Genomic DNA, 17,817 nt, shown 5'->3' with positions numbered 1-17,817 from the left:
GCGTCCCTGTGTAGCACCTTGCAAGTGCATTGTTATTAATACAGGTATTTTGCCTGAACAGCACAGAGGGCGCTCCTTTCAGTTCATTCTGTCTTACTTCTTCAGATCGTTAAGCGGGACTTAAGGCTGATTGCCCTGCCATTTAATGTGGCCGTGAATATGGTAGGAGGCTTGAACCTTTACTTTTATACCTATGCACTTGGGGATAGCAGCCTTTTTAGTACCTCTATGCTTTGGGCCGGGATATTTGGAATAGGTTCTTTGATTCTGTTTCCAAGACTGATTAAAACCTTTGGGCGCAAGAAAGTCTTTCAGATGTCCATCCTTATGCCCATCGTTTCAGCTGGGGTATTGTATTTTGCCTCAGGCTATCCCGCCTCTGCCGTGTTGCTGGTGCCAGTGGCAGGTATTGCCTATGGCCTGTCCAATGCCGTGTACTGGCTGATGATTCTTCTGATGGTGGCCGACACCGTTGATTACGGGGATATGAAACTGGGGATCCGGTCAGAGAGTATTTCTTACTCATCCCATACACTGGTCATCAAATGCACAGGGGCTCTTACGGGTTTCCTGGTGGGAATTACACTGACTCTGATCGACTATGTGCCCAATCAGGAACAAACCGTTGAAACCCTTGTTGGCCTGAAGTCTGTCTACCTTGCTTCCACTCTACTGTGTATTGCTGCCTACTTTATCTATCGAAAGTTTTATCGATTAAATGATGGTGAATTGGACAAGATTCAGCATGAGTTACAAGAAAAGTACGCTGCTGAGCCAGCCATGACCTGAGCCGGTCTGTATAAACCTGCAGTATTCTGCCCGACCATTGTCGGGCATTTTTGTCACGGCATTCCTGTTTCGGAATGTGTGTTGAACCGTTAAATCGATTCACGGAAAGCAGACATTGTCCGAGTCATCGTCATCTATCACCAGGCCAGGCTCCAGAATTGCCCTGGGTTTGTTATGTACCGTATTTTTTACCTGGGGATTCTTAACCTCACTGAACAGCATTTTGATTCCTCATTTGCAAAACGCATTTGAGCTCAGTTATACCGAATCCATGTTGATTCAGGTGGTGTTCTCATCAGCCCCTGTAATAATCAGCCTGCCCAGTGCATTGCTTATACAGCGTATTGGCTATAGAAAAACACTGATCTATGGCTTGTTGCTGGTGGCTATGGGCGCTGCGGCTTTTTACCCTGCGACTGAAATCTTTTCCTTTCCTCTGGTGTTGCTGGCGGTTCTCATTATCGCCCTTGGGGTGGGGGTATTACAGGTAGCGGCCAACCCTTATGTAGCAAAACTGGGAAATCCGGAAACAGTCTCATCCCGTTTAACGATGGCTTCAGGCATCAACTCTTTGGGAACAACCGTTGCTCCTTACATAGGGGCTGTTTTTTTGTTATCAGCGACGGGGCTGGGCTCGAAAGAGCTGGCCACCCTTGTTCAGGGCCCCTACTTATATACGGCTTTGAGTGTGTTAATACTTGCTGCTGTATTGATGGTTTCAAAGATTCCGGAACCTGCTCCCGTTGTCAGAGCCTGCCAGTCTGGATCAATAACCCCTCCCGTGTGGAAACATCGTAATCTTATGCTGGGGCTGGTTGCCATTTTTGCTTATTGCGGTGCCGAGGTGAGTGTCGGCAACTTTCTGGTGGGTTATTTGAGTGATCCGGGACTGGGTGGTTATGAGCGGTCGGTAGCAGGCAAAATGGTGGCACTCTATTGGGGAGGAGCCATGGTGGGCCGACTGCTGGGAGGTTTCATCTTCCAGGTGATAGAAGCAAGAAAGGTATTAATTCTTAATGCTGTATTGGCCTCTGTTTTGATTTTTGTAGCGATCCTGCTGCCAGGCAATATGGGAGGTTGGGCCTTGCTGGCGGTGGGTTTGTGCAATTCCATCATGTATCCGGTGATATTTACGCTGTCCATCAAAAACCTGGGTGAGCGAACTGAGCAGGCGTCGGGACTATTGATCATGGCAGGCATCGGAGGAGCCATCATACCGCTCTTGCAAGCGCTGGTAGCTGACAATGGCAGCTTGCTGTTTTCTCTTGTCATTCCGGTGTTTTGTTATGGCTATATAGTGAGTTTTGGATGGAGAGGGAGTGAGTCCTCATCTTTCAAATCCGAGAAGCCGCTGGACGCTGAGCCAAGCCTCTAAAGAGTGAAGTCACTCAGTGCTGGAGTCTGCCGGGAGCAAACTCCAGTACGATCTATCAGTGACTGCGATCCACATCAAAGGGAGCAAAAGCCTGCTGGACGGGCATGATTTCCATCGCGTTAATATTCACGTGGGCAGGTCTGCTGGCGACCCAGTAAATGCTTTCTGCAATATCCTGGGCGTTCAGAGGCTTCATGCCTTCATAAATCGAATCAGCTTTTGATTGATCACCATCAAAACGGATCACTGAAAATTCAGTTTCGGCCATGCCGGGTTCAATATTGGTCACCCTGATGCCAGTGCCAAGAAGGTCTGAGCGGAGGTTCAGGGAAAACTGTTTAACGAACGCTTTGGTACCGCCATAAACGTTGGCCCCTGGGTAAGGGTATGTGCCAGCAACGGATCCCAAATTGATAATACTGCCACTGTTGTTTTTCTTCAGGGTGGGAAGAAGAGCGTGGGTAATCAGTACCAGTCCCTTGATGTTGGTGTCGATCATGTTGACCCACTGATTGGTATCACATTGATCAGCCGGTTTAGTACCCAGGGCCAGACCGGCATTATTAATCAGAGTATGGATATCAGAAAAGGCTTCAGGAAGATTACTTACGGCTTCTTTGATCGCCTCTTCATCTCTCATATCAAACACAATGCTGTGAACCGGACAGGATGCTGAGAGTTCTTTGGCCAGTGCCTCAAGACGTTCTTTTCTTCTGCCAGTGATGACCAGCTGCCAGCCTTGTTCGCTGGCAAAACGACGGGCACAGGCTTCACCAAAACCGGAAGTGGCGCCGGTAATAAATACAGTTTTCAAGCTCAAGGGAAGGCTCCTAGAAGGTCAGATCTGGTCTTTTTCACTTTCCTTATTATGCCAGATTCTCAAAATAATTATTTCTTTAGCGCCTGCAAGATAGCGAATGGTGTATTGCTTTACATAAAGGTCACGCATGGCCTCGTTGGGTGTTCCCGGGACGGGAAGTCCGACTTTTGGTTGCTCCAGTAGCAACTTGATATTTTGAATGATGAGCTCTGCGATTTTTGAAGCAGCACGAGGGTTGTTAATGGCTATAAAGTCTTTTAATCGTTCGAGGTCCGAAACAGATTGAGGTGAAAAGGTAAGCTTCATTGTCTGGGGGCATCTTTTTCCTGGTCACTTCCCCAGCTTTCGAGCCATTCGAGAACGGAATCTCCATCTACTGTATTTCCAGTACTCACTGACTCTAATGCCTCAACCGTTTCTTCCCAGTGTTGCATTTCGTCAGAGTGCTTCAGAATGTAATCTTTAATCGCCTGATTGATGATGTGATTTTTGCTGCGATCCAGAACTTTTGATAGTTGGTCGAGAGGTTCTAAGATTTCATCACTCAGCCGGACACTGGTTACGCTCATTTTGATTTCTCCTCACGCAAGTGTATTACATTGTAGTGCATATAGAGAAGAGTCAGAAATAGATGGGAAAATCAGGCCCTGAGGCCTGATTTCAAAGAGAGGTTATCCGAGGTTGTTGGCAGGAGAGCTGTTTTCGACTTCAGGCTGGCTCGAAGGCGTACCTCGTGGTACACGAATGTCTTCAACCAGAGTTTGGATATGTTTGGGTGGTGCTGCAGTCAGATGGCAGATCACCATAGCCACACTGAAGTTGATCAGCATGCCCAGGGTACCAATACCTTCTGGTGAGACACCCAACCACCAGTTGTCAGCCGTGTTGGCAGCAGGGTTGATGAATTTGAAATAAACGATGTAGGAGAAAGTGAACACCAGGCCGGAGACCATGCCGGAAATAGCCCCTTCACGGTTCATGCGTTTATAGAAAATACCCATCAGAATGGCTGGGAAGAACGATGCTGCTGCCAGTCCAAAGGCAAAAGCCACCACCTGTGCCACAAAGGCGGGTGGGTAGATACCAAACAAACCCGCAATAATAATGGCAACGCCTGCTGCGATTCGGGCAGCCAGCAGTTCCTTCTTGTCGGAAATGTTGGGCATCAAATTCTGTTTCAGCAGATCATGTGATATTGAGGTTGAGATAACCAGCAGCAGACCCGCAGCTGTAGAAAGTGCAGCAGCCAGGCCTCCTGCGGCAATCAGGGCTACGACCCAGCCTGGCAGCTGAGCAATCTCCGGATTGGCCAGAACCATGATGTCACGATCAACGTACAGCTCATTCTCACCGGCAGATGGGTTGTTGGACACCAGACGTTCACCGCTGTCACCACGCTCAGAAGTAAACTGAGGTTTTCCTTCCATTGGGTGACCGTCGGTATACTGGATTTTCCCGTCTTCATTCTTATCGATCCAGGCGATCAGGCCGGAGTTTTCCCAGTTGGCAAACCATTCAGGCAGGTCTTTATAACTGGATTCGCTGACAGTATTCAGAAGGTTGATTCTGGCAAAGCTGGCCACGGCGGGTGCTGTTGTATAGAGGATAGCGATGAACAGCAGGGCATAACCGGCGGATTTACGAGCGTCACGTACTGTGGGTGTGGTGAAGAACCTTACAATAACGTGAGGTAAACCAGCGGTGCCTACCATCAGTGCCATGGTGATAAAGAACACGTCAATGGTGGACTTGGAGCCGTCCGTATATTGTTTGAAGCCCAGTTCTGCCGAGAGACCGTTAAGCTTTTCTAGAACCGATTGCCCCGTACCCGTGACTTCACTACCAAAACCCAGCTGAGGAATAGGGTTACCGGTAATCATCATGGAAATGAAAATAGCGGGAACCATAAAAGCAAAAATCATTACACAGTATTGAGCGACCTGGGTGTAGGTGATCCCTTTCATTCCACCTAATACGGCGTAGAAAAAGACAATACCCATACCGATCATCACACCCATGGTGATGTCTACTTCAAGGTAACGCGAGAACACGATACCTACGCCGCGCATCTGACCTGCCACATAAGTGAAAGAGATGAAGATAACGCAGATAACAGCGACAACCCGGGCTGTCTGGGAGTAGTAACGTTCGCCCACAAAGTCTGGAACAGTGAATTTACCAAATTTGCGAAGGTAGGGGGCCAGGCACATCGCCAGTAAAACATAGCCACCGGTCCAGCCCATCAGGTAAACCGCACCGTCACGACCAATAAAGGAAATAATACCGGCCATGGAAATAAAAGAAGCGGCAGACATCCAGTCAGCCCCGGTCGCCATACCGTTGGCCACCGGATGCACTCCTTTGCCTGCGACATAATATTCGCCTGTGGAACCTGCCCGTGACCAGATTGCAATGCCAATATAGAGGGTAAAAGAGGCGCCAATGAAGAGATAGGTCAGCATTTCAGTGCTCATGCGTCATCCTCTTCTTCATAGACATTGTATTTATGATCCAGTCGATTCATCTTCCAGGCATAGACAAAAATCAGTACCACAAAGGTGTAGATAGAGCCCTGTTGAGCGAACCAGAAGCCCAGTGGGAAACCCCCCATTTGAAACTGGTCTAGATAATCAACAAATAGAATGCCTGCGCCAAAGGAAACAGCAAACCAGATGACGAGAAGAGTGAGTAAAAGGCGTATGTTCTCACGCCAATAAGCGGCTGCTGCCGTTTTACTGGGGTCTTGAGGGTGTGCCACTGTGGGATTCTCCCATAATTATAATTGGTATCAGAGCATGCGGTGCATAAACAACTCGCAGGTGCAATGGTCACAGTAACAGGATAATCAGGGTCTGCCTTTTCGACTTTAGGCTAATACTGTGAGTGGAGATAATGAATCTCGTGAAAGATAGAGGTGGTTGTGTTTTGAGGATGAGTTTCTGGATGTCTACCTACTCTTGGGAGAGTGCTACGACTGAAAATGCCGGCAAGCCTGAAGGACAATGCTTTATCTATTTAAGAAACAGTCCGGTATTGAATGAATCTCCGCAACTTATCCCTGGTTTCGCTTGGTTTATTGGCATCCATTAATGGCTACGCCTCTATGAATCTGGATCGGATGATTGTCTATATGAATCCATCCCGTACTGGCTATGAAGATATTACTGTGGCCAACCCTGAGAAAGACAAGCTTTATCTTCAGACTGAAGTCTTCAGAGTTGTGAACCCTGGCGAGAAAGATGAGCAATTGTTGCCCGCTACCAACCCAGATGAGATGAAACTGCTGACCACACCTGAAAAAGCTATCGTTCCAGCAGGCTCCAGAAAAACCATGAGACTGGTGAGCCTGGAGGAACCGAAGGATATAGAACAGGTCTATCGGGTTACTTTCAAACCAGTGGAGGCTGAGAGCAAAGAACATAAAAGCTCAGTCCGTATTCTGATAGCCTATCAAGCTTTGGTCTTCGTCAGACCTGAGAATCCACACTACAAGGTTTCAGCGGTAAAGGATGGGAAGACGATGACCTTTACCAACTCAGGGAATGTCAATGTCATGATGAGAAATGGACAGGTTTGCTCCGTTGATAATGACTGTTCTGACCTGCCAGGCAGTAAAAGACTTTATGCGGGCCAGAGCTGGACGGTTACCCTACCCGGAAAGAGTGGGAAAGTTTCATTTGACCTGTTTGATGGACGAGAAGAAAAAAAGCAGGTGTTCTAACCTGCTTTTATGAACATCTCTAAGTCTTTAGCTGCAGGTTGCCTCGCCCAGATTGATATAGGGCTTATCCAGTTTCTCTGGATTCAGAAGCAGCGTGCAGCTGCCCTCACTGTTTGAAAAAATCAGCTCTCTGTCATCCTCTTCAACTTGAACCTGAAATAAGCCGTAATCATTGCTGTTCCCTGGAGTAGCCCCACCTTTTACAGTGGCGTTTTTCATCAATAGCCCTTCAGCGTTCTTGATACGACCAAACAGAGTCAGGTACTTTCTGGCTTCATAGAGGAGGCTTTCTACGTTTCCGCGATAAAGCGTGACAGTTTGATCGCGCTCGTCAAGATCGTAATTAAATTCACCGGCAGGTTTGATCGCTACTTTATATTGAGAGTATGCAGGTAAGCTGATAGCCGACATCTGTCCGCCTCTTATGGTGGCATGGTTTTGTCCGTCGACCAGCACATCAAAAATATCTTCCGAAGATGAACCATCGACTTCCAGAGCTACTGCACTTTCTGATGAGTGACTGCCCATAAAAGCGAAAGTCTCGCCATTGGTCAGGAAGCTGGTAGAGGCATTGGCGATATAGCTGGTCGTTCGATTCTGTTCTCCTTCGTAGTAGTTAATGTCGGAGCTTATTTGACCGTAGTTGGAGGTGTATCGTGCACCTGCACCCAAAACGGTGTCGGACCCGTTTTGCTCTGCCAGAAGGTTAACAGAGACTTCATCGGGGCTATTTTCCAGTTGCTTGTCATAATTGGCGTTGAGCTTCAATTGAGCCTGACTGGTTTGGGATTGTTCATGATCCACATAGCGCAACTCCGGAGTGGCATCGAAACTCCAGCTTCCGGCGTTCTTTCTGAGCTCGATGCTGGCCAGCATGATGTTCTGATAATCGCCAAAGCTGTATTCCAGTTTGACGGTAGCTGAGTAATCTATTTTATTGAAAATTGGCTGGCTGTAACTCAGAGTATTTATATTTTCCCGGCGGTCGGCTTGTTCTATTTGAGTCAATCGGTATGAAAGGATGGCAGAACCGATAAGATAGTTGGCACTCAGGCTCGCCTGAGAGAACGCTTTGGGAATCAGGTAAAACTGATCACCAGGCAGTTCCGGAGTCTCGCTCCAGAGTTTCATATAGTTGGCATACACAGACAGGTTCTGCCACTGTAGCTGGGCACCTGTGTTGACTCCATAATTATTAGTGTCGGAATACATCACCGTGCCAGATAATTCATATCCCCTGCCAAGGTAATAGAGACCCCCTTCAAACAAGCCCTGATCGGTAGACTGGGTTATCGCTAAAGAGCCTGCCAGACTGTCAGCCAGACGCCGATTAATGCCTGCCCTGGCCAGTGTTGTTTCAACCACTTCTGGCAGAGGACTTTCACTGTCAACCTGAGTCGCTTTTCCTGCTTCCATGAAGAACTCCAGTTCTCCTACAGGAGGCAGCCGGGACTGTCGGGCAAAAAAACGGGTTTCTTCTCGTATAAGACTCCCTGACTCACTGTATACCCTGATAACAAGGTTGTAGGCACCGGCAGGGAAGTCAGAGGTGTCTATTTGCTGACTGCCTGCTTCCAAAAAGGCGCTGCTGAGAAGGCGCCCATCTTTAAGAATTTCCACTCTGCTGCGTGAAGGCAGAAATACATCCAGAGGTGATCCCTGAGTCAGTTCTCTGTCTAATCGAGTGTCATAAGAAGAAGCCCAGCGGACACCCCAGATGTTTTGAGAGGGGCTGAAGGTTTGCCCAAACCCCGAGGTGTTGATCAATCCTGCCTGAAACTCACGGCCTTGAAAGTCTCGTTCAAACTGCATCTGACTGACACTGAGATTGTTCTCTATCGAGTAATCCCAGGACAGTTCAAAACTGTTTTCTCCTTTAGAGATCAGGCTTTGGCTGTAGAGTGTGTAATTGCTGTGGCTACTCTCAGTAGCTGTTGTACTGGCTTCATTACCCGAAATATGAGTGTTGAAGCTCTGCATCAGTGACAGGCCTGACTCTGAAGCGGGCAGGTATTTTTCTTCTCTGGCCGGACGAGTCTCCAAAAGCTCAGGGTGAATAAAAAGGTCCACTCGAAATCGGTTTTCGTCAAAAATAATACCCAGAGTATCAGGGCGGAGAACGCCACAATGTTCGGAATGCTCGAATTCACAGACTTTGTCTGAGTTCAGGGGCAGTTCCACTGACAGGTATTCATGTATTTTTTTCTGGTTTTTGATCCCGGGAATCAGAGTGCTGATTTTCTCAGGTTGCAGGATTCTAACGGAGTCTGGTGTGTAAGTTACCAACACCGATGCAAGAATTGAGTTTCCGTAATAAACGTCTACAGAGGTAGTCTGAGGTGTAGAAAGTGATTCGAACCCGGCAGGAATTTCAGTCGTGGTTGAGTCAGCTGAAGAAAAAGCTGGAATCAAAAAAAGAAAGCCAGTAACGCCCAGAAGTGTGTGGCCAAAAAAGACACTTCTAATAGCCTTGATAAGAGAATGGTGAATCATCAGGGATTTTACTGAAGTCTTTACTGCGCTTGTACGGTGATAGTAATTCTGTCTGAATACTTGCCTGACAGGGTATCTTCTGGAATCTTTGATTTAAAAATCAGGTTGGCGTTGTAGCCTGTTCCAATACAGCTTTTCGAATGACTTCCCTGAAACACTTTTCTTAACTGTCCGGGTTGGTCGATCCACTCAATGCGACGGTTTTTGTTTTGGTACCCCAATTGGTAAGGGATTTTTTCACGGTTGTCAGAAAGGTAGAGATTGGACGGATTATTTTCAGACGTTACGGCAACCCGGTAATCACCGCCACCACTCACGAAAACGCAATGTCTATTATCCGTCTGAAGAGTGTCGTTTTGGCCTGGACTCCATTGCAGATCAATATCCTTCATACCTGATATTCTGACCCGCTCCCTGATCGTCATGAAGGCATCGACCCTTTTGCTTTGAAGAATGGCAGACGGGTTTTCCCAGGATTTCATTTGTATGTTTAACCCCAGGTGATATCGACCTGGTTTTATGGCATCCAGATTAATAGCTGTCAGGGGAATCTCGACTTTTAAAGCTTTCCGATTCCGGGCATCAGAACAGCTGCGGGATAGCGACTGATCATTGGGAATCATGCGATGGTATTCCACTTTCTGCCAGGAAGAACGGGCATTGGGCTTGTAATAAACATCTACAGGAATAGCAGGCCCTTCCCCCGATATGGGTTTAAGAGAAAACTGATGGTTATTACTGCAGTTACCTTCACTGCCAGGAGCACAGGTTATCTGTGTGTAGTAATAACGCTGGTCGGGGGACTTCGGATAACGCCAGGCACAAAAACGACTGTTTGTCTGAAAGCCGTTACTGCGGCTCAGATACAGTCTTTTTTGTGAGAAAAGTCCAAGAAACGATCGACCGTGACCGGCTTTTGAGCTGGAGGCAAAGATATTAGCCTGCCAGCCCAGCAGAATCATCACCAGAACGAATTTCAGCTTCATCAGTTAGGTGTAACGGTCAGTGTTACCGTTTGGCTGTATTCACCTTCTTTCGCCTGAATGTAATGATCAGCGGGTATGAGGACTTTAAGGTTGGCATTGGCTATACCATTATTGCATTCCATTGTAGGCGACGGATTCTTCTTACCTACATTGCTACCATACAGCTCACCGATATAAAGGTCTCTGTATTCGTCATCTGCGCCTTTGAATCCTATGAAATAGGGGATATCGTCATTGTTTCCCGGAGTAGACCGCTGGCCGGTCAATACAAAATCTTTTTTACCTTCAACGGATGCCACCAGAGTGTAATCACCTGAGCGAGTATTGGAATAGATACAAAAGGCTTTCTCTTCCAGTAGATCCTGCTGCATATCGGCTGGTGTTGAAAATGAAAAGTCCTTTAGTCCCCAGATTCTAACAACAGGACTTACAGATAGATTCACGTCGACAATGCTTCTGGACTCTTGTCCCAGGCGACCATCTGTTGCAGAAAAAGCTTGTGAACTCAGGGTTATGGCGCTGGCCACTAACAGAGCTTTCTTAAGACTGCTCATCATATGCACTTTATATCTACTACTTGATTAATGATTGAGGCATTTGATTTGCTCAGGGTGAGTATTCGAATGCCTGATCGGGCGAGTGAATATATAGATGAGCGTAGTAATTAAGAATAAGGAATTAACGAAATCAATATTCTGTATTTGAATGCTTATTATAATTGAATGTTAATTGTCGTTTATTAGGGAAGAAGCAGAAAAAGATAAGTCTCGCTTTGCATCTTCTAGGTAAAAACAGTAAAAATAAGAAGACAGCCGTAAATCTCAGAATAAGAACAAAAATAACAAAGAGGCTGATTTCATGAGTAAAACCAAGAGAAAGGACCTTTCTGCAGAAAGTTATACTGAGCGTTTTTCTGCTTTTGAACAACATCTGTTGCACTTAAAACTGGCGATTCAAAAGTTTGCTTTATCGATGGGGAATACTATCAGGAAACCCTCTGAAGGAAACTTTGGAACCTGGCCTGAACAGTTGGAACAGTTGCGATGGCGTTACAAACTCCGCTATATCGATTTTCATCCTGTTAAGCAGAGCTGGGTCAGTGAAACCGTTTTACTGCCAGCCTGGGCGCAGGAAGCTTTAGAGAATCAACAGTTGTTTTTGCTGGCTTATGTACCTTCTCAGAATGCTCATTTAGCGGTTTATTTGGGCACTGCGATGTCCATGGCTGCCCGATGTCACAGCAGTGGTATTGAAGCCGATGAAGCTATCTCAAGTTGGTGCCGGCGATCTGGGTTCAATGTTGCAGGCACTTGTCTTAATTCGTTTTTGAATGAAGAGACAATTAATCGATTGGCTTCGCGCAGTGCAGACACCCGCTACCTTCTTACCGACCTGCCATTTACCCACTGATTTTACCCTCCCGTCGCTGTCTATACTGACGGCGGCTGGATTGACCTTTATTTCCCCAATGCATCGCCGATAACTCCTGCTCCTATCAATTACAGGAATGAGATGAGATGAAAGTACTGGTCGTATCTCTTGTTGCTGCGGTGCTCTCCGGCAGTGCCCTGGCCAGCGAGAAAGAAGAAAGTCACAAGCCCATGTGTAAGCCACTGACTCCAGTGTATGTTGAGCAGACGGGTAGAGCTCCGGGGATTTCTCCCCAGTTCTATGTGACCAGCGAAGCGGACTACAAAGCTTGCCGTGATATGGCTGCAGAAAAAGGCGCTCATGTGATCATTGATCCGAACGCCTGATTCCGGTTAAGGCCCAAAAGGTCTCGCCAGAATAAAAAAACGCCCGTAGAGTGATTCCTCTACGGGCGTTTTTATGTGTGTAACATCTCAAAAGTGCAGGAGCAGCTTTCGGGATTTTTTGCTTTTTAGAAGGTATAACCCAGTGAACCAATGAGGGTGCCTTTGCGCAGTACATTGTCTGCATCACCCTGCAAAGAGAGCTTGGCAACAAAAGCGTCATACTTGCCGGTCAGACCCAGATTCAGCTTTTTCTCACCTTCTTCAAAACGACCGGTGTAGTGAGAGTTGCCACTGACGTCATGGGTGTAGCGAAGTGTACTTTCTATATCCAGACCCTGAATACCAACATCATTCCAGTTAGCGCCCAGCATCAGATTGTAGCCCCAGCTGAAGTCATCCAGAAGTTCATCCCTGTTTTCACTGTTGGGATCACCACCCCAGTCACTGCCACCTTTGCCTGTATAACGGTCATGATTGTCGAGACCTGAAACCTGGGAGAATGCAGCTTCAGCAACGACATACATCAAGTCTGTTCCCAAAACAGCCCCAAAAGGCTGGATAACAGAGAGTGAGCCATCCCAGAGGTGAACTTCTTCGGAGCTCTGGTACCACTGACCGTCTGCAGCAATTGTTCTTGATGGATCTGCAGCAGAGATTGGCACTGACTGTCCTGCAAGTAGTCCAGCACCCTGTAATACTTGCAGGGCTCCGATGTAACCATATTTCAGAATATCATCTGGATGATCTACCCAGATTGGTGCATTTGGCTTGTAGCTGAGCTCACCAGCGATTTGCGTATAGCCGAAGACCTTGGTATTAAAGCTGGCTGCCCACATTTCAATGTCTTCGGAATAGTTAGTTCTCGCGTAGACATTATTGGCCAGCATATTTGCAGGTGCAAAAGGAGCTGTAGCCGGGTTAGCCAATAGTCTCTGAGCTTCAGCGATAGATTTCGGATCTATCTTGACTTCAAAAGTCGGGACACTGGCATGATAGTTTGCGTAATACAGGGCAAACTCAGTATCGGGTAGAGCTTCTGGCTTAATGGTTAGACGTGTTCCCCACTGCCCCTTGTCACTGGCATTTCTATTGCCAGAAACATCGGTAACTTTGATAAAGTCAGCGGTAGCCGCCCCATTACCCAGTACCTGATTGATCACTTCAGCTGAAGGCAGAGGGAAAGCGCCACCAGTTGCCTGAACCAGTGGACCAAAAATTTCTTCTATCCTGTAGTAACCAAAGTCAGCACCCGGAACAAAAATATCCTCTCCTGAGTCAAAAGTACCACGACCATTGGCAATGGACTTTTCCCAGTCGTATTGAACAAATGCCGAGAGTTCTATTTGATCATTAAAAGCAAAATCGGCAGAAACCATTCCTTGAGCTATTTTCAAGTCGCCTTCAGAACCAGGCAATGAAGCCAATGCAGCATCATAAGCATTCAGGTCCATCAGTCCGCCGCTGTAGAATATAGTTTCTCCCCAGTTGTGGATCTGGTCACCCACTCTGATATCGAGCTTTTGACCACCATCAAATTCCCAGTTTGCGAAAACATACGCACTCTGGAGTTTGGCTCCCTTGCCCTGGTTGTCTTTTACTTCATCGCTCCAACCTGGGAAAGTACCGGTTTCATCTTTTAAGCCTTTGGCAACATCTGCAGTATTATTCTCTGCCCATTTGTTGTCACCATTCATCAGTACATCGTCGTAGTATGCCGTACCGCGTACAAAGAGGCCGTAGTTATCTTTTTTGAGTTCAAGTTCTGATGTCAACTTGAGCGCTTTGCTTACAAAACCGCCGTCAAAAGAACGGTCACCATCATTTTCATTTTGCTCACTGCCGTCGGGGGTTTCATACCCCTCCATATCGTATTTGGTCCCGATACTGATGGTGGTATTAAGGGTAGCCTTAATTTCTCCGTCAGCGAGATCAAATTCGTAAGCGTGTGCAGATGTCAGTGCGATAGAGCCGGTCAGCAGAAAGCCGGCAGCTGCGGGAGCGAGCTGTAGTGCCCGCACAGGTGTGCGGGCCACTACGGAAGATTCGTCCATCATAGTTGCTGTCCTTGCCATTATTATTATTATTTTAATGGTCGTGTTTTTATTGTTATGGTGTTGGCGTAAGTATCTTTGCTTATTCAAACGCCCGTTTCAAGTGTTTTTACTTATTTTTGTCTCTTTTTTCAACATTCTGGCTCCATTTTATTAATCCATTGTCGCACTATTTCCAAACCTTCCCCGTGTACCAGGGCTCTACCCAGTTCCGGCATCATTGCACCGGGATCCTTGCTTTGCATTCTGTAGGTCAAAATCGATTCATCAGCATGACCCGGCTTAATCGCTACAGCAAAGCCACCACTGCCTCGACCCGCTGCAATGGGTCGTTTACATAACCCCAGACGTGTATCAGGTGGTGTATCCATACTCAGGAATAAACCACTGGTATTGCCAGGTCCTTTGGTGTTGTGACAATGGCTGCAGTTAGCGTCGAGGTAACTTCTTGCTCTCTTGTTCAGTGACTCACCTTCACGACCGTGAGGCCATAAGGTATTAGCCGGCAGGACGGTCGGATCACCCGCGCCTGTCAAAATACCCTGTTGTTCCCAGTAAGCCAGTTGATTTTCAGAGCCTGATGCATAGGTAAAGTCTCTGTTGAGATGGCGAACCTTTGGCCCCAATGGTTCAATAGCTTTGCTATAGGACTCCGGAGCATGGCAACCACTGCACTGGTTGGCGTCCGGCACCATATAAGTGAAGCTCTCGGTCTGGCCATTCTTATGCACCAGTTCCAGTGGTTTACTTTCACCGGCCCATTCCAGAGTGGCTTCCGATTGCTGTTCGTTCCAGACATAAGGCAGTGCCATCCAGCCTGACGCCTGATGAACCAGAACACGGGTTTCGATCAGGTGCACTTTTTCCAGAGGCAGGCCCTCTTTCTCTGTGAAAAGAACGGCACTCCCCTCACTGGCATTAACCTTGTTTCGATGACCATGGTCGTCCACCGGATAGTAGAACGTTTTGGTAATTACAGTACCTACCGGATACTGAATATCCCCGTCTACCATTTTTGCCGAGGAACCTGCAGGAACCCAAACGGTTCTCAGCTTACTGGCATAGTCCGTAAACAGAGGTGTATTCAGGTCGTAAGGCAGCACGCCATCATTAAGTTTCAAAGACTGCTTGCTGATTTTGTGAACACGCCACTCACTGAGTTTTTCCGGATAATCATCGCCTGTCGTTTTCAGCAGAGGTGGCTGGTCAGAACAGCCGGTCAAACCCAGGGTCAACAACCCTACAGCAATAATCCTGGAGACTGCTTTCATAACTTGGTTCCCTGAAATAATAGTTATTATTTTTCTGGAGCGGTGGGATCAGGTCCTACCGCTCTGTGGCTCAGGTGTATTTATCCTTCAAGATGGGTCAGGTCGATGGCAGCCAGTTTGGGAAGCTCGCACTGGTGCGCCTTCATATCGGTAGTGACATTGGTGAAATCATTGCCTGCATCCACATTCACTACTTTAGAGTCACCATTGTCCACACAAAGTACGGGGGCTTCTCGCTGGGCCTCAGAGTTGACGATACCATCCCATAAAATGTCCGGCAGGCTACCGGTGAAGCCAAACATGGCAATTTTCAGGGTTTTTAATTCAAGGCGGTCAGGGCTGTCACCGCCACCTTTAAAGGTATTGTTGTAGACATAAATACCTTCAGGGTAAGGGTCAAAAGTGTTATCGACTTTGTATTCTTCCTCGTATCCGGCGCTGAACAGACTGCTGATAATGATATTGGCCGTTTTGTTATCGCTGATTTCATTCTCGAAAATTTCAACATTGTCGTTCGAGTTGATGAGGATACCTGAGCCTGCGGGAACGGCGGCTACCGCGCCACCGGCCGGAGCAAAGTTGTCGACGTTATTCTCAAAGACCTTGTTGTTATAGACGCGGGTAGAGTGACCCGGTTGTTGCAGGTAGGGCATGTTGAAGATCAGAATGCCGCCAGTATTGTTAGTAGCAACATTCCCGTAAACATCAGCCCCAATGGTGTTTTCAATCTCGATACCGGCTACATTGTATTCAACACGGTTATTTCGAACCACAACGTTGCGAGACTGTCCTACGTAGAGTCCAGAATCTGAAGCACCAATAGCGACCGACTCTTCAATCAGAGTGTTTTCGGTTTGAACCGGATAGAAGCCATAGGCACCGTTTTTGGTATCCGGACCATTGGTCCACTCAGCTCGTACCCGGCGAATGATAATGTTCTTGCCTTTGTTGACTTTTAGAGCGTCACCTTTGGTGTCCTCAATGGCCAGGTCTTCAATGGTAAAATCATTAGCCGTAACCAGTAATCCTTCAGCCCCGGCTTTCTGACCTTTGAAGTTGAGAATGGTTTTGTTCATCCCTTCACCACGGATGGTAATACCATCGACATTCAGGCTCAGGCTACGATCGATCTGGTAAGTTCCGGCAGGTATTTCAATCACGTCACCAGACTTGGCTCTGATCAGCTTGGCTTGCAATTCCTTACGGAAGGTTTCGTCAGCGGCGCTGGTTTCTACACTGGCTTCCTGGCTGCAGCCAGCCAGCAGAAAAAGGGTGAGTCCCACAGGCAGGATTTTTTGAATCATCAGGTATTCCATTCTTCTTATAGTTATTGTGCGCTCTGCATATTGAGCCGCCATAAGCTGATACAAGTGCCTTTCAGCGAGTCTGCATTGAAACCTGAATGAGATCTTAAAGCTGCTTATTTACCAACAAATGTTGTTGTATTTTGAAATCAGTCAGCCATTTCAGTTTGCGCAAGCGCGGTGTTTTTCAACGGTTGGGGCGGTACTTCCGGTTTTTGCTTGCGGTATTGGGTGGGAGTGATTCCGGTTCTCTCCTTGAATGCGCGATTGAAGGCACTGAGAGAACGGAAGCCAGTGTCCAGGGCAATGGTCAGAACCGGAATAGTAGATTCTTCCGGCTTTGACAGTCTCTGGCAGGCTTCATGTATTCGGTAACCATTAAGAAAGTCGTTAAAATTGCGGTAGCCCAGTTGCTGGTTGATCAATTTTCTCAGTCGGTATTCCTGTGTATGCAGGGCTTCAGCCAGGTCACTGATGGTAATGCCTTCTGTCTGGTAAAAATGCTGCTCCTCCATAATGGCTCTGAGGGTGGCCACCATAGGATCTTCCTGAACAGGGGCAATGAAGAATCCCACACTGCTGAGCATCCATACACGAATCTCCCGTCTCTCTTCCACAAGGTCGTCTCTCATATTGCGAACAGCCGTGGCCAGAGCATGAGTAATGAGCAGGAATTCGAGCCATTGAGGCAGACCGGTAGTCAACCATTGAGTGGTAGCACTGAAACTGGTATCAAAAATGTACCCACCCAGAGAGCTGAGAGTAGGGGGTAAAACAACCAGGGCAGGAATCGCCAGAGTACGACGATTGATCTTGAAATTATCATCAAACGACAGGTTACAAACCAGCCAGAAAGTGGCAGGCAAGGCCGCTCTCAAAGAGCTGCTGAGCCATTGCAGAAAATAACTGTCTGAGTAAGAAGTCAGATAGGGCGTAAGAAGGTATCCTGCCAGGCAGAGTTGCAGCAATGCAAAGCAGAATGCAGTCTGATTACGTCTGGCATGGGGCCATACCAGAATCAGGCACATCATCACCAGGAAAAGGCTGAAGAAATTCGCTGCTATAGGGTATTTTTGTACTTCTTCTTTTATCGGTTGAGCGTAAAACCCCGTACTTTGAGTGCGGGGGATGTAAGCTCGTCGGCGATAGCCGACTAATGCGGTGTTCTCTGCTGCTGAACGTACTGTTTGATGACTTCTATAGGAGCGCCACCGCAGCTTGCAGCAAAATAACTTGGACTCCATAGTGCC

The 17,817-nt window shown here is 47.4% G+C and carries 18 protein-coding genes; 5 read left to right on the top strand and 13 right to left on the bottom strand.

The window, feature by feature from the left end:
• Window positions 1-105 precede the first annotated feature (105 nt).
• Window positions 106-789, top strand: a complete 684-nt coding sequence (locus ACR2PX_RS16555; RefSeq protein ID WP_434000463.1) for an MFS transporter — start codon at window positions 106-108, stop codon at window positions 787-789.
• Between the two features lie 115 nt (window positions 790-904).
• The gene (locus tag ACR2PX_RS16550; protein WP_434000459.1) at window positions 905-2,164 is read left to right on the top strand and encodes a sugar MFS transporter; all 1,260 of its coding nucleotides are present in this window, start codon (window positions 905-907) and stop codon (window positions 2,162-2,164) included.
• Window positions 2,165-2,219: 55 nt separating this feature from the next.
• On the opposite strand, the gene ACR2PX_RS16545 is transcribed toward ACR2PX_RS16550, so the two are convergent.
• From ACR2PX_RS16545 to ACR2PX_RS16525, 5 genes are all read right to left on the bottom strand, one after another.
• A complete protein-coding gene (locus ACR2PX_RS16545; protein WP_434000462.1) occupies window positions 2,220-2,978 on the bottom strand; it encodes an SDR family oxidoreductase in 759 nt (252 codons plus the stop codon).
• 24 nt (window positions 2,979-3,002) lie between these two features.
• A complete protein-coding gene (locus ACR2PX_RS16540; RefSeq protein WP_434000458.1) occupies window positions 3,003-3,290 on the bottom strand; it encodes a type II toxin-antitoxin system RelE/ParE family toxin in 288 nt (95 codons plus the stop codon).
• On the bottom strand, window positions 3,287-3,553 hold the full coding sequence (locus ACR2PX_RS16535; RefSeq protein WP_434000457.1) for a CopG family ribbon-helix-helix protein: 267 nt from the start codon (window positions 3,551-3,553) through the stop codon (window positions 3,287-3,289). Before ACR2PX_RS16535 ends, ACR2PX_RS16540 begins: the two co-directional genes overlap by 4 nt.
• Window positions 3,554-3,655: 102 nt before the next feature.
• Complete coding sequence (locus ACR2PX_RS16530; RefSeq protein WP_434000456.1) at window positions 3,656-5,458, bottom strand: sodium:solute symporter family protein; 1,803 nt, start codon at window positions 5,456-5,458, stop codon at window positions 3,656-3,658.
• Window positions 5,455-5,742 carry a DUF4212 domain-containing protein gene (locus tag ACR2PX_RS16525; protein WP_434000455.1) on the bottom strand — a complete coding sequence of 96 codons (288 nt, stop codon included), beginning with the start codon at window positions 5,740-5,742 and terminating at the stop codon, window positions 5,455-5,457. The genes ACR2PX_RS16530 and ACR2PX_RS16525 overlap by 4 nt, the downstream gene beginning before the upstream one ends.
• A 279-nt stretch (window positions 5,743-6,021) precedes the next feature.
• Here ACR2PX_RS16525 and ACR2PX_RS16520 point away from each other — a divergent pair, with 279 nt between their 5' ends.
• On the top strand, window positions 6,022-6,705 hold the full coding sequence (locus ACR2PX_RS16520) for a fimbrial biogenesis chaperone (protein ID WP_434000454.1): 684 nt from the start codon (window positions 6,022-6,024) through the stop codon (window positions 6,703-6,705).
• 27 nt (window positions 6,706-6,732) lie between these two features.
• Here ACR2PX_RS16520 and ACR2PX_RS16515 read toward each other — a convergent pair whose 3' ends face one another.
• From ACR2PX_RS16515 to ACR2PX_RS16505, 3 genes are read right to left on the bottom strand one after another with little or no spacing between them, the layout of a single operon-like run.
• Window positions 6,733-9,198, bottom strand: coding sequence for a TcfC E-set like domain-containing protein (locus ACR2PX_RS16515; RefSeq protein ID WP_434000453.1), 2,466 nt, complete (start codon window positions 9,196-9,198; stop codon window positions 6,733-6,735).
• Between the two features lie 20 nt (window positions 9,199-9,218).
• Window positions 9,219-10,184, bottom strand: a complete 966-nt coding sequence (locus tag ACR2PX_RS16510) for a hypothetical protein (RefSeq protein WP_434000452.1) — start codon at window positions 10,182-10,184, stop codon at window positions 9,219-9,221.
• Complete coding sequence (locus tag ACR2PX_RS16505; RefSeq protein WP_434000451.1) at window positions 10,184-10,738, bottom strand: hypothetical protein; 555 nt, start codon at window positions 10,736-10,738, stop codon at window positions 10,184-10,186. Before ACR2PX_RS16505 ends, ACR2PX_RS16510 begins: the two co-directional genes overlap by 1 nt.
• A 304-nt stretch (window positions 10,739-11,042) precedes the next feature.
• Here ACR2PX_RS16505 and ACR2PX_RS16500 point away from each other — a divergent pair, with 304 nt between their 5' ends.
• Complete coding sequence (locus ACR2PX_RS16500; RefSeq protein WP_434000450.1) at window positions 11,043-11,594, top strand: hypothetical protein; 552 nt, start codon at window positions 11,043-11,045, stop codon at window positions 11,592-11,594.
• 107 nt (window positions 11,595-11,701) lie between these two features.
• Window positions 11,702-11,941: a hypothetical protein gene (locus ACR2PX_RS16495; protein ID WP_434000449.1), complete on the top strand. Its 240-nt coding sequence runs from the start codon at window positions 11,702-11,704 to the stop codon at window positions 11,939-11,941.
• A gap of 125 nt (window positions 11,942-12,066) precedes the next feature.
• Here the strand turns inward: ACR2PX_RS16495 and ACR2PX_RS16490 are convergent, their stop codons facing one another.
• From ACR2PX_RS16490 to ACR2PX_RS16470, 5 genes are all read right to left on the bottom strand, one after another.
• Window positions 12,067-13,995 carry a DUF1302 domain-containing protein gene (locus ACR2PX_RS16490; protein WP_434000448.1) on the bottom strand — a complete coding sequence of 643 codons (1,929 nt, stop codon included), beginning with the start codon at window positions 13,993-13,995 and terminating at the stop codon, window positions 12,067-12,069.
• Window positions 13,996-14,123: 128 nt separating this feature from the next.
• Window positions 14,124-15,263: an SO2930 family diheme c-type cytochrome gene (locus tag ACR2PX_RS16485; RefSeq protein ID WP_434000447.1), complete on the bottom strand. Its 1,140-nt coding sequence runs from the start codon at window positions 15,261-15,263 to the stop codon at window positions 14,124-14,126.
• 80 nt (window positions 15,264-15,343) lie between these two features.
• Window positions 15,344-16,567 (bottom strand): parallel beta-helix domain-containing protein, encoded by a 1,224-nt coding sequence (locus tag ACR2PX_RS16480; protein WP_434000446.1) that lies wholly within the window; start codon window positions 16,565-16,567, stop codon window positions 15,344-15,346.
• 149 nt (window positions 16,568-16,716) lie between these two features.
• Entirely contained in the window at window positions 16,717-17,082 is a 366-nt protein-coding gene (locus ACR2PX_RS16475) for a helix-turn-helix domain-containing protein (RefSeq protein ID WP_434000461.1), read from the bottom strand.
• Between the two features lie 638 nt (window positions 17,083-17,720).
• A partial coding sequence (locus tag ACR2PX_RS16470; RefSeq protein WP_434000460.1) for a transposase occupies window positions 17,721-17,817 on the bottom strand: 97 nt, incomplete at its 5' end.

Origin of the sequence: Endozoicomonas sp. (assembly GCF_051008435.1) — a bacterium.
Taxonomy (GTDB): Bacteria; Pseudomonadota; Gammaproteobacteria; order Pseudomonadales; family Endozoicomonadaceae; genus Endozoicomonas_A.
Note: the sequence above shows the minus strand (reverse complement) of the source record. Positions and strands in the feature narration are given on the sequence as shown.

Bases quoted from the DNA above. Each gene is read 5' to 3' on its own strand.
- ACR2PX_RS16475 (WP_434000461.1), bottom strand. From the start codon at position 17,082: ATGGAGGAGCAGCATTTTTACCAGACAGAAGGCATTACCATCAGTGAC.
- ACR2PX_RS16490 (WP_434000448.1), bottom strand. From the start codon at position 13,995: ATGATGGACGAATCTTCCGTAGTGGCCCGCACACCTGTGCGGGCACTA.
- ACR2PX_RS16500 (WP_434000450.1), top strand. From the start codon at position 11,043: ATGAGTAAAACCAAGAGAAAGGACCTTTCTGCAGAAAGTTATACTGAG.
- ACR2PX_RS16535 (WP_434000457.1), bottom strand. From the start codon at position 3,553: ATGAGCGTAACCAGTGTCCGGCTGAGTGATGAAATCTTAGAACCTCTC.
- ACR2PX_RS16505 (WP_434000451.1), bottom strand. From the start codon at position 10,738: ATGAGCAGTCTTAAGAAAGCTCTGTTAGTGGCCAGCGCCATAACCCTG.
- ACR2PX_RS16495 (WP_434000449.1), top strand. From the start codon at position 11,702: ATGAAAGTACTGGTCGTATCTCTTGTTGCTGCGGTGCTCTCCGGCAGT.
- ACR2PX_RS16530 (WP_434000456.1), bottom strand. From the start codon at position 5,458: ATGAGCACTGAAATGCTGACCTATCTCTTCATTGGCGCCTCTTTTACC.
- ACR2PX_RS16540 (WP_434000458.1), bottom strand. From the start codon at position 3,290: ATGAAGCTTACCTTTTCACCTCAATCTGTTTCGGACCTCGAACGATTA.
- ACR2PX_RS16480 (WP_434000446.1), bottom strand. From the start codon at position 16,567: ATGATTCAAAAAATCCTGCCTGTGGGACTCACCCTTTTTCTGCTGGCT.
- ACR2PX_RS16510 (WP_434000452.1), bottom strand. From the start codon at position 10,184: ATGAAGCTGAAATTCGTTCTGGTGATGATTCTGCTGGGCTGGCAGGCT.
- ACR2PX_RS16485 (WP_434000447.1), bottom strand. From the start codon at position 15,263: ATGAAAGCAGTCTCCAGGATTATTGCTGTAGGGTTGTTGACCCTGGGT.
- ACR2PX_RS16515 (WP_434000453.1), bottom strand. From the start codon at position 9,198: ATGATTCACCATTCTCTTATCAAGGCTATTAGAAGTGTCTTTTTTGGC.
- ACR2PX_RS16520 (WP_434000454.1), top strand. From the start codon at position 6,022: ATGAATCTCCGCAACTTATCCCTGGTTTCGCTTGGTTTATTGGCATCC.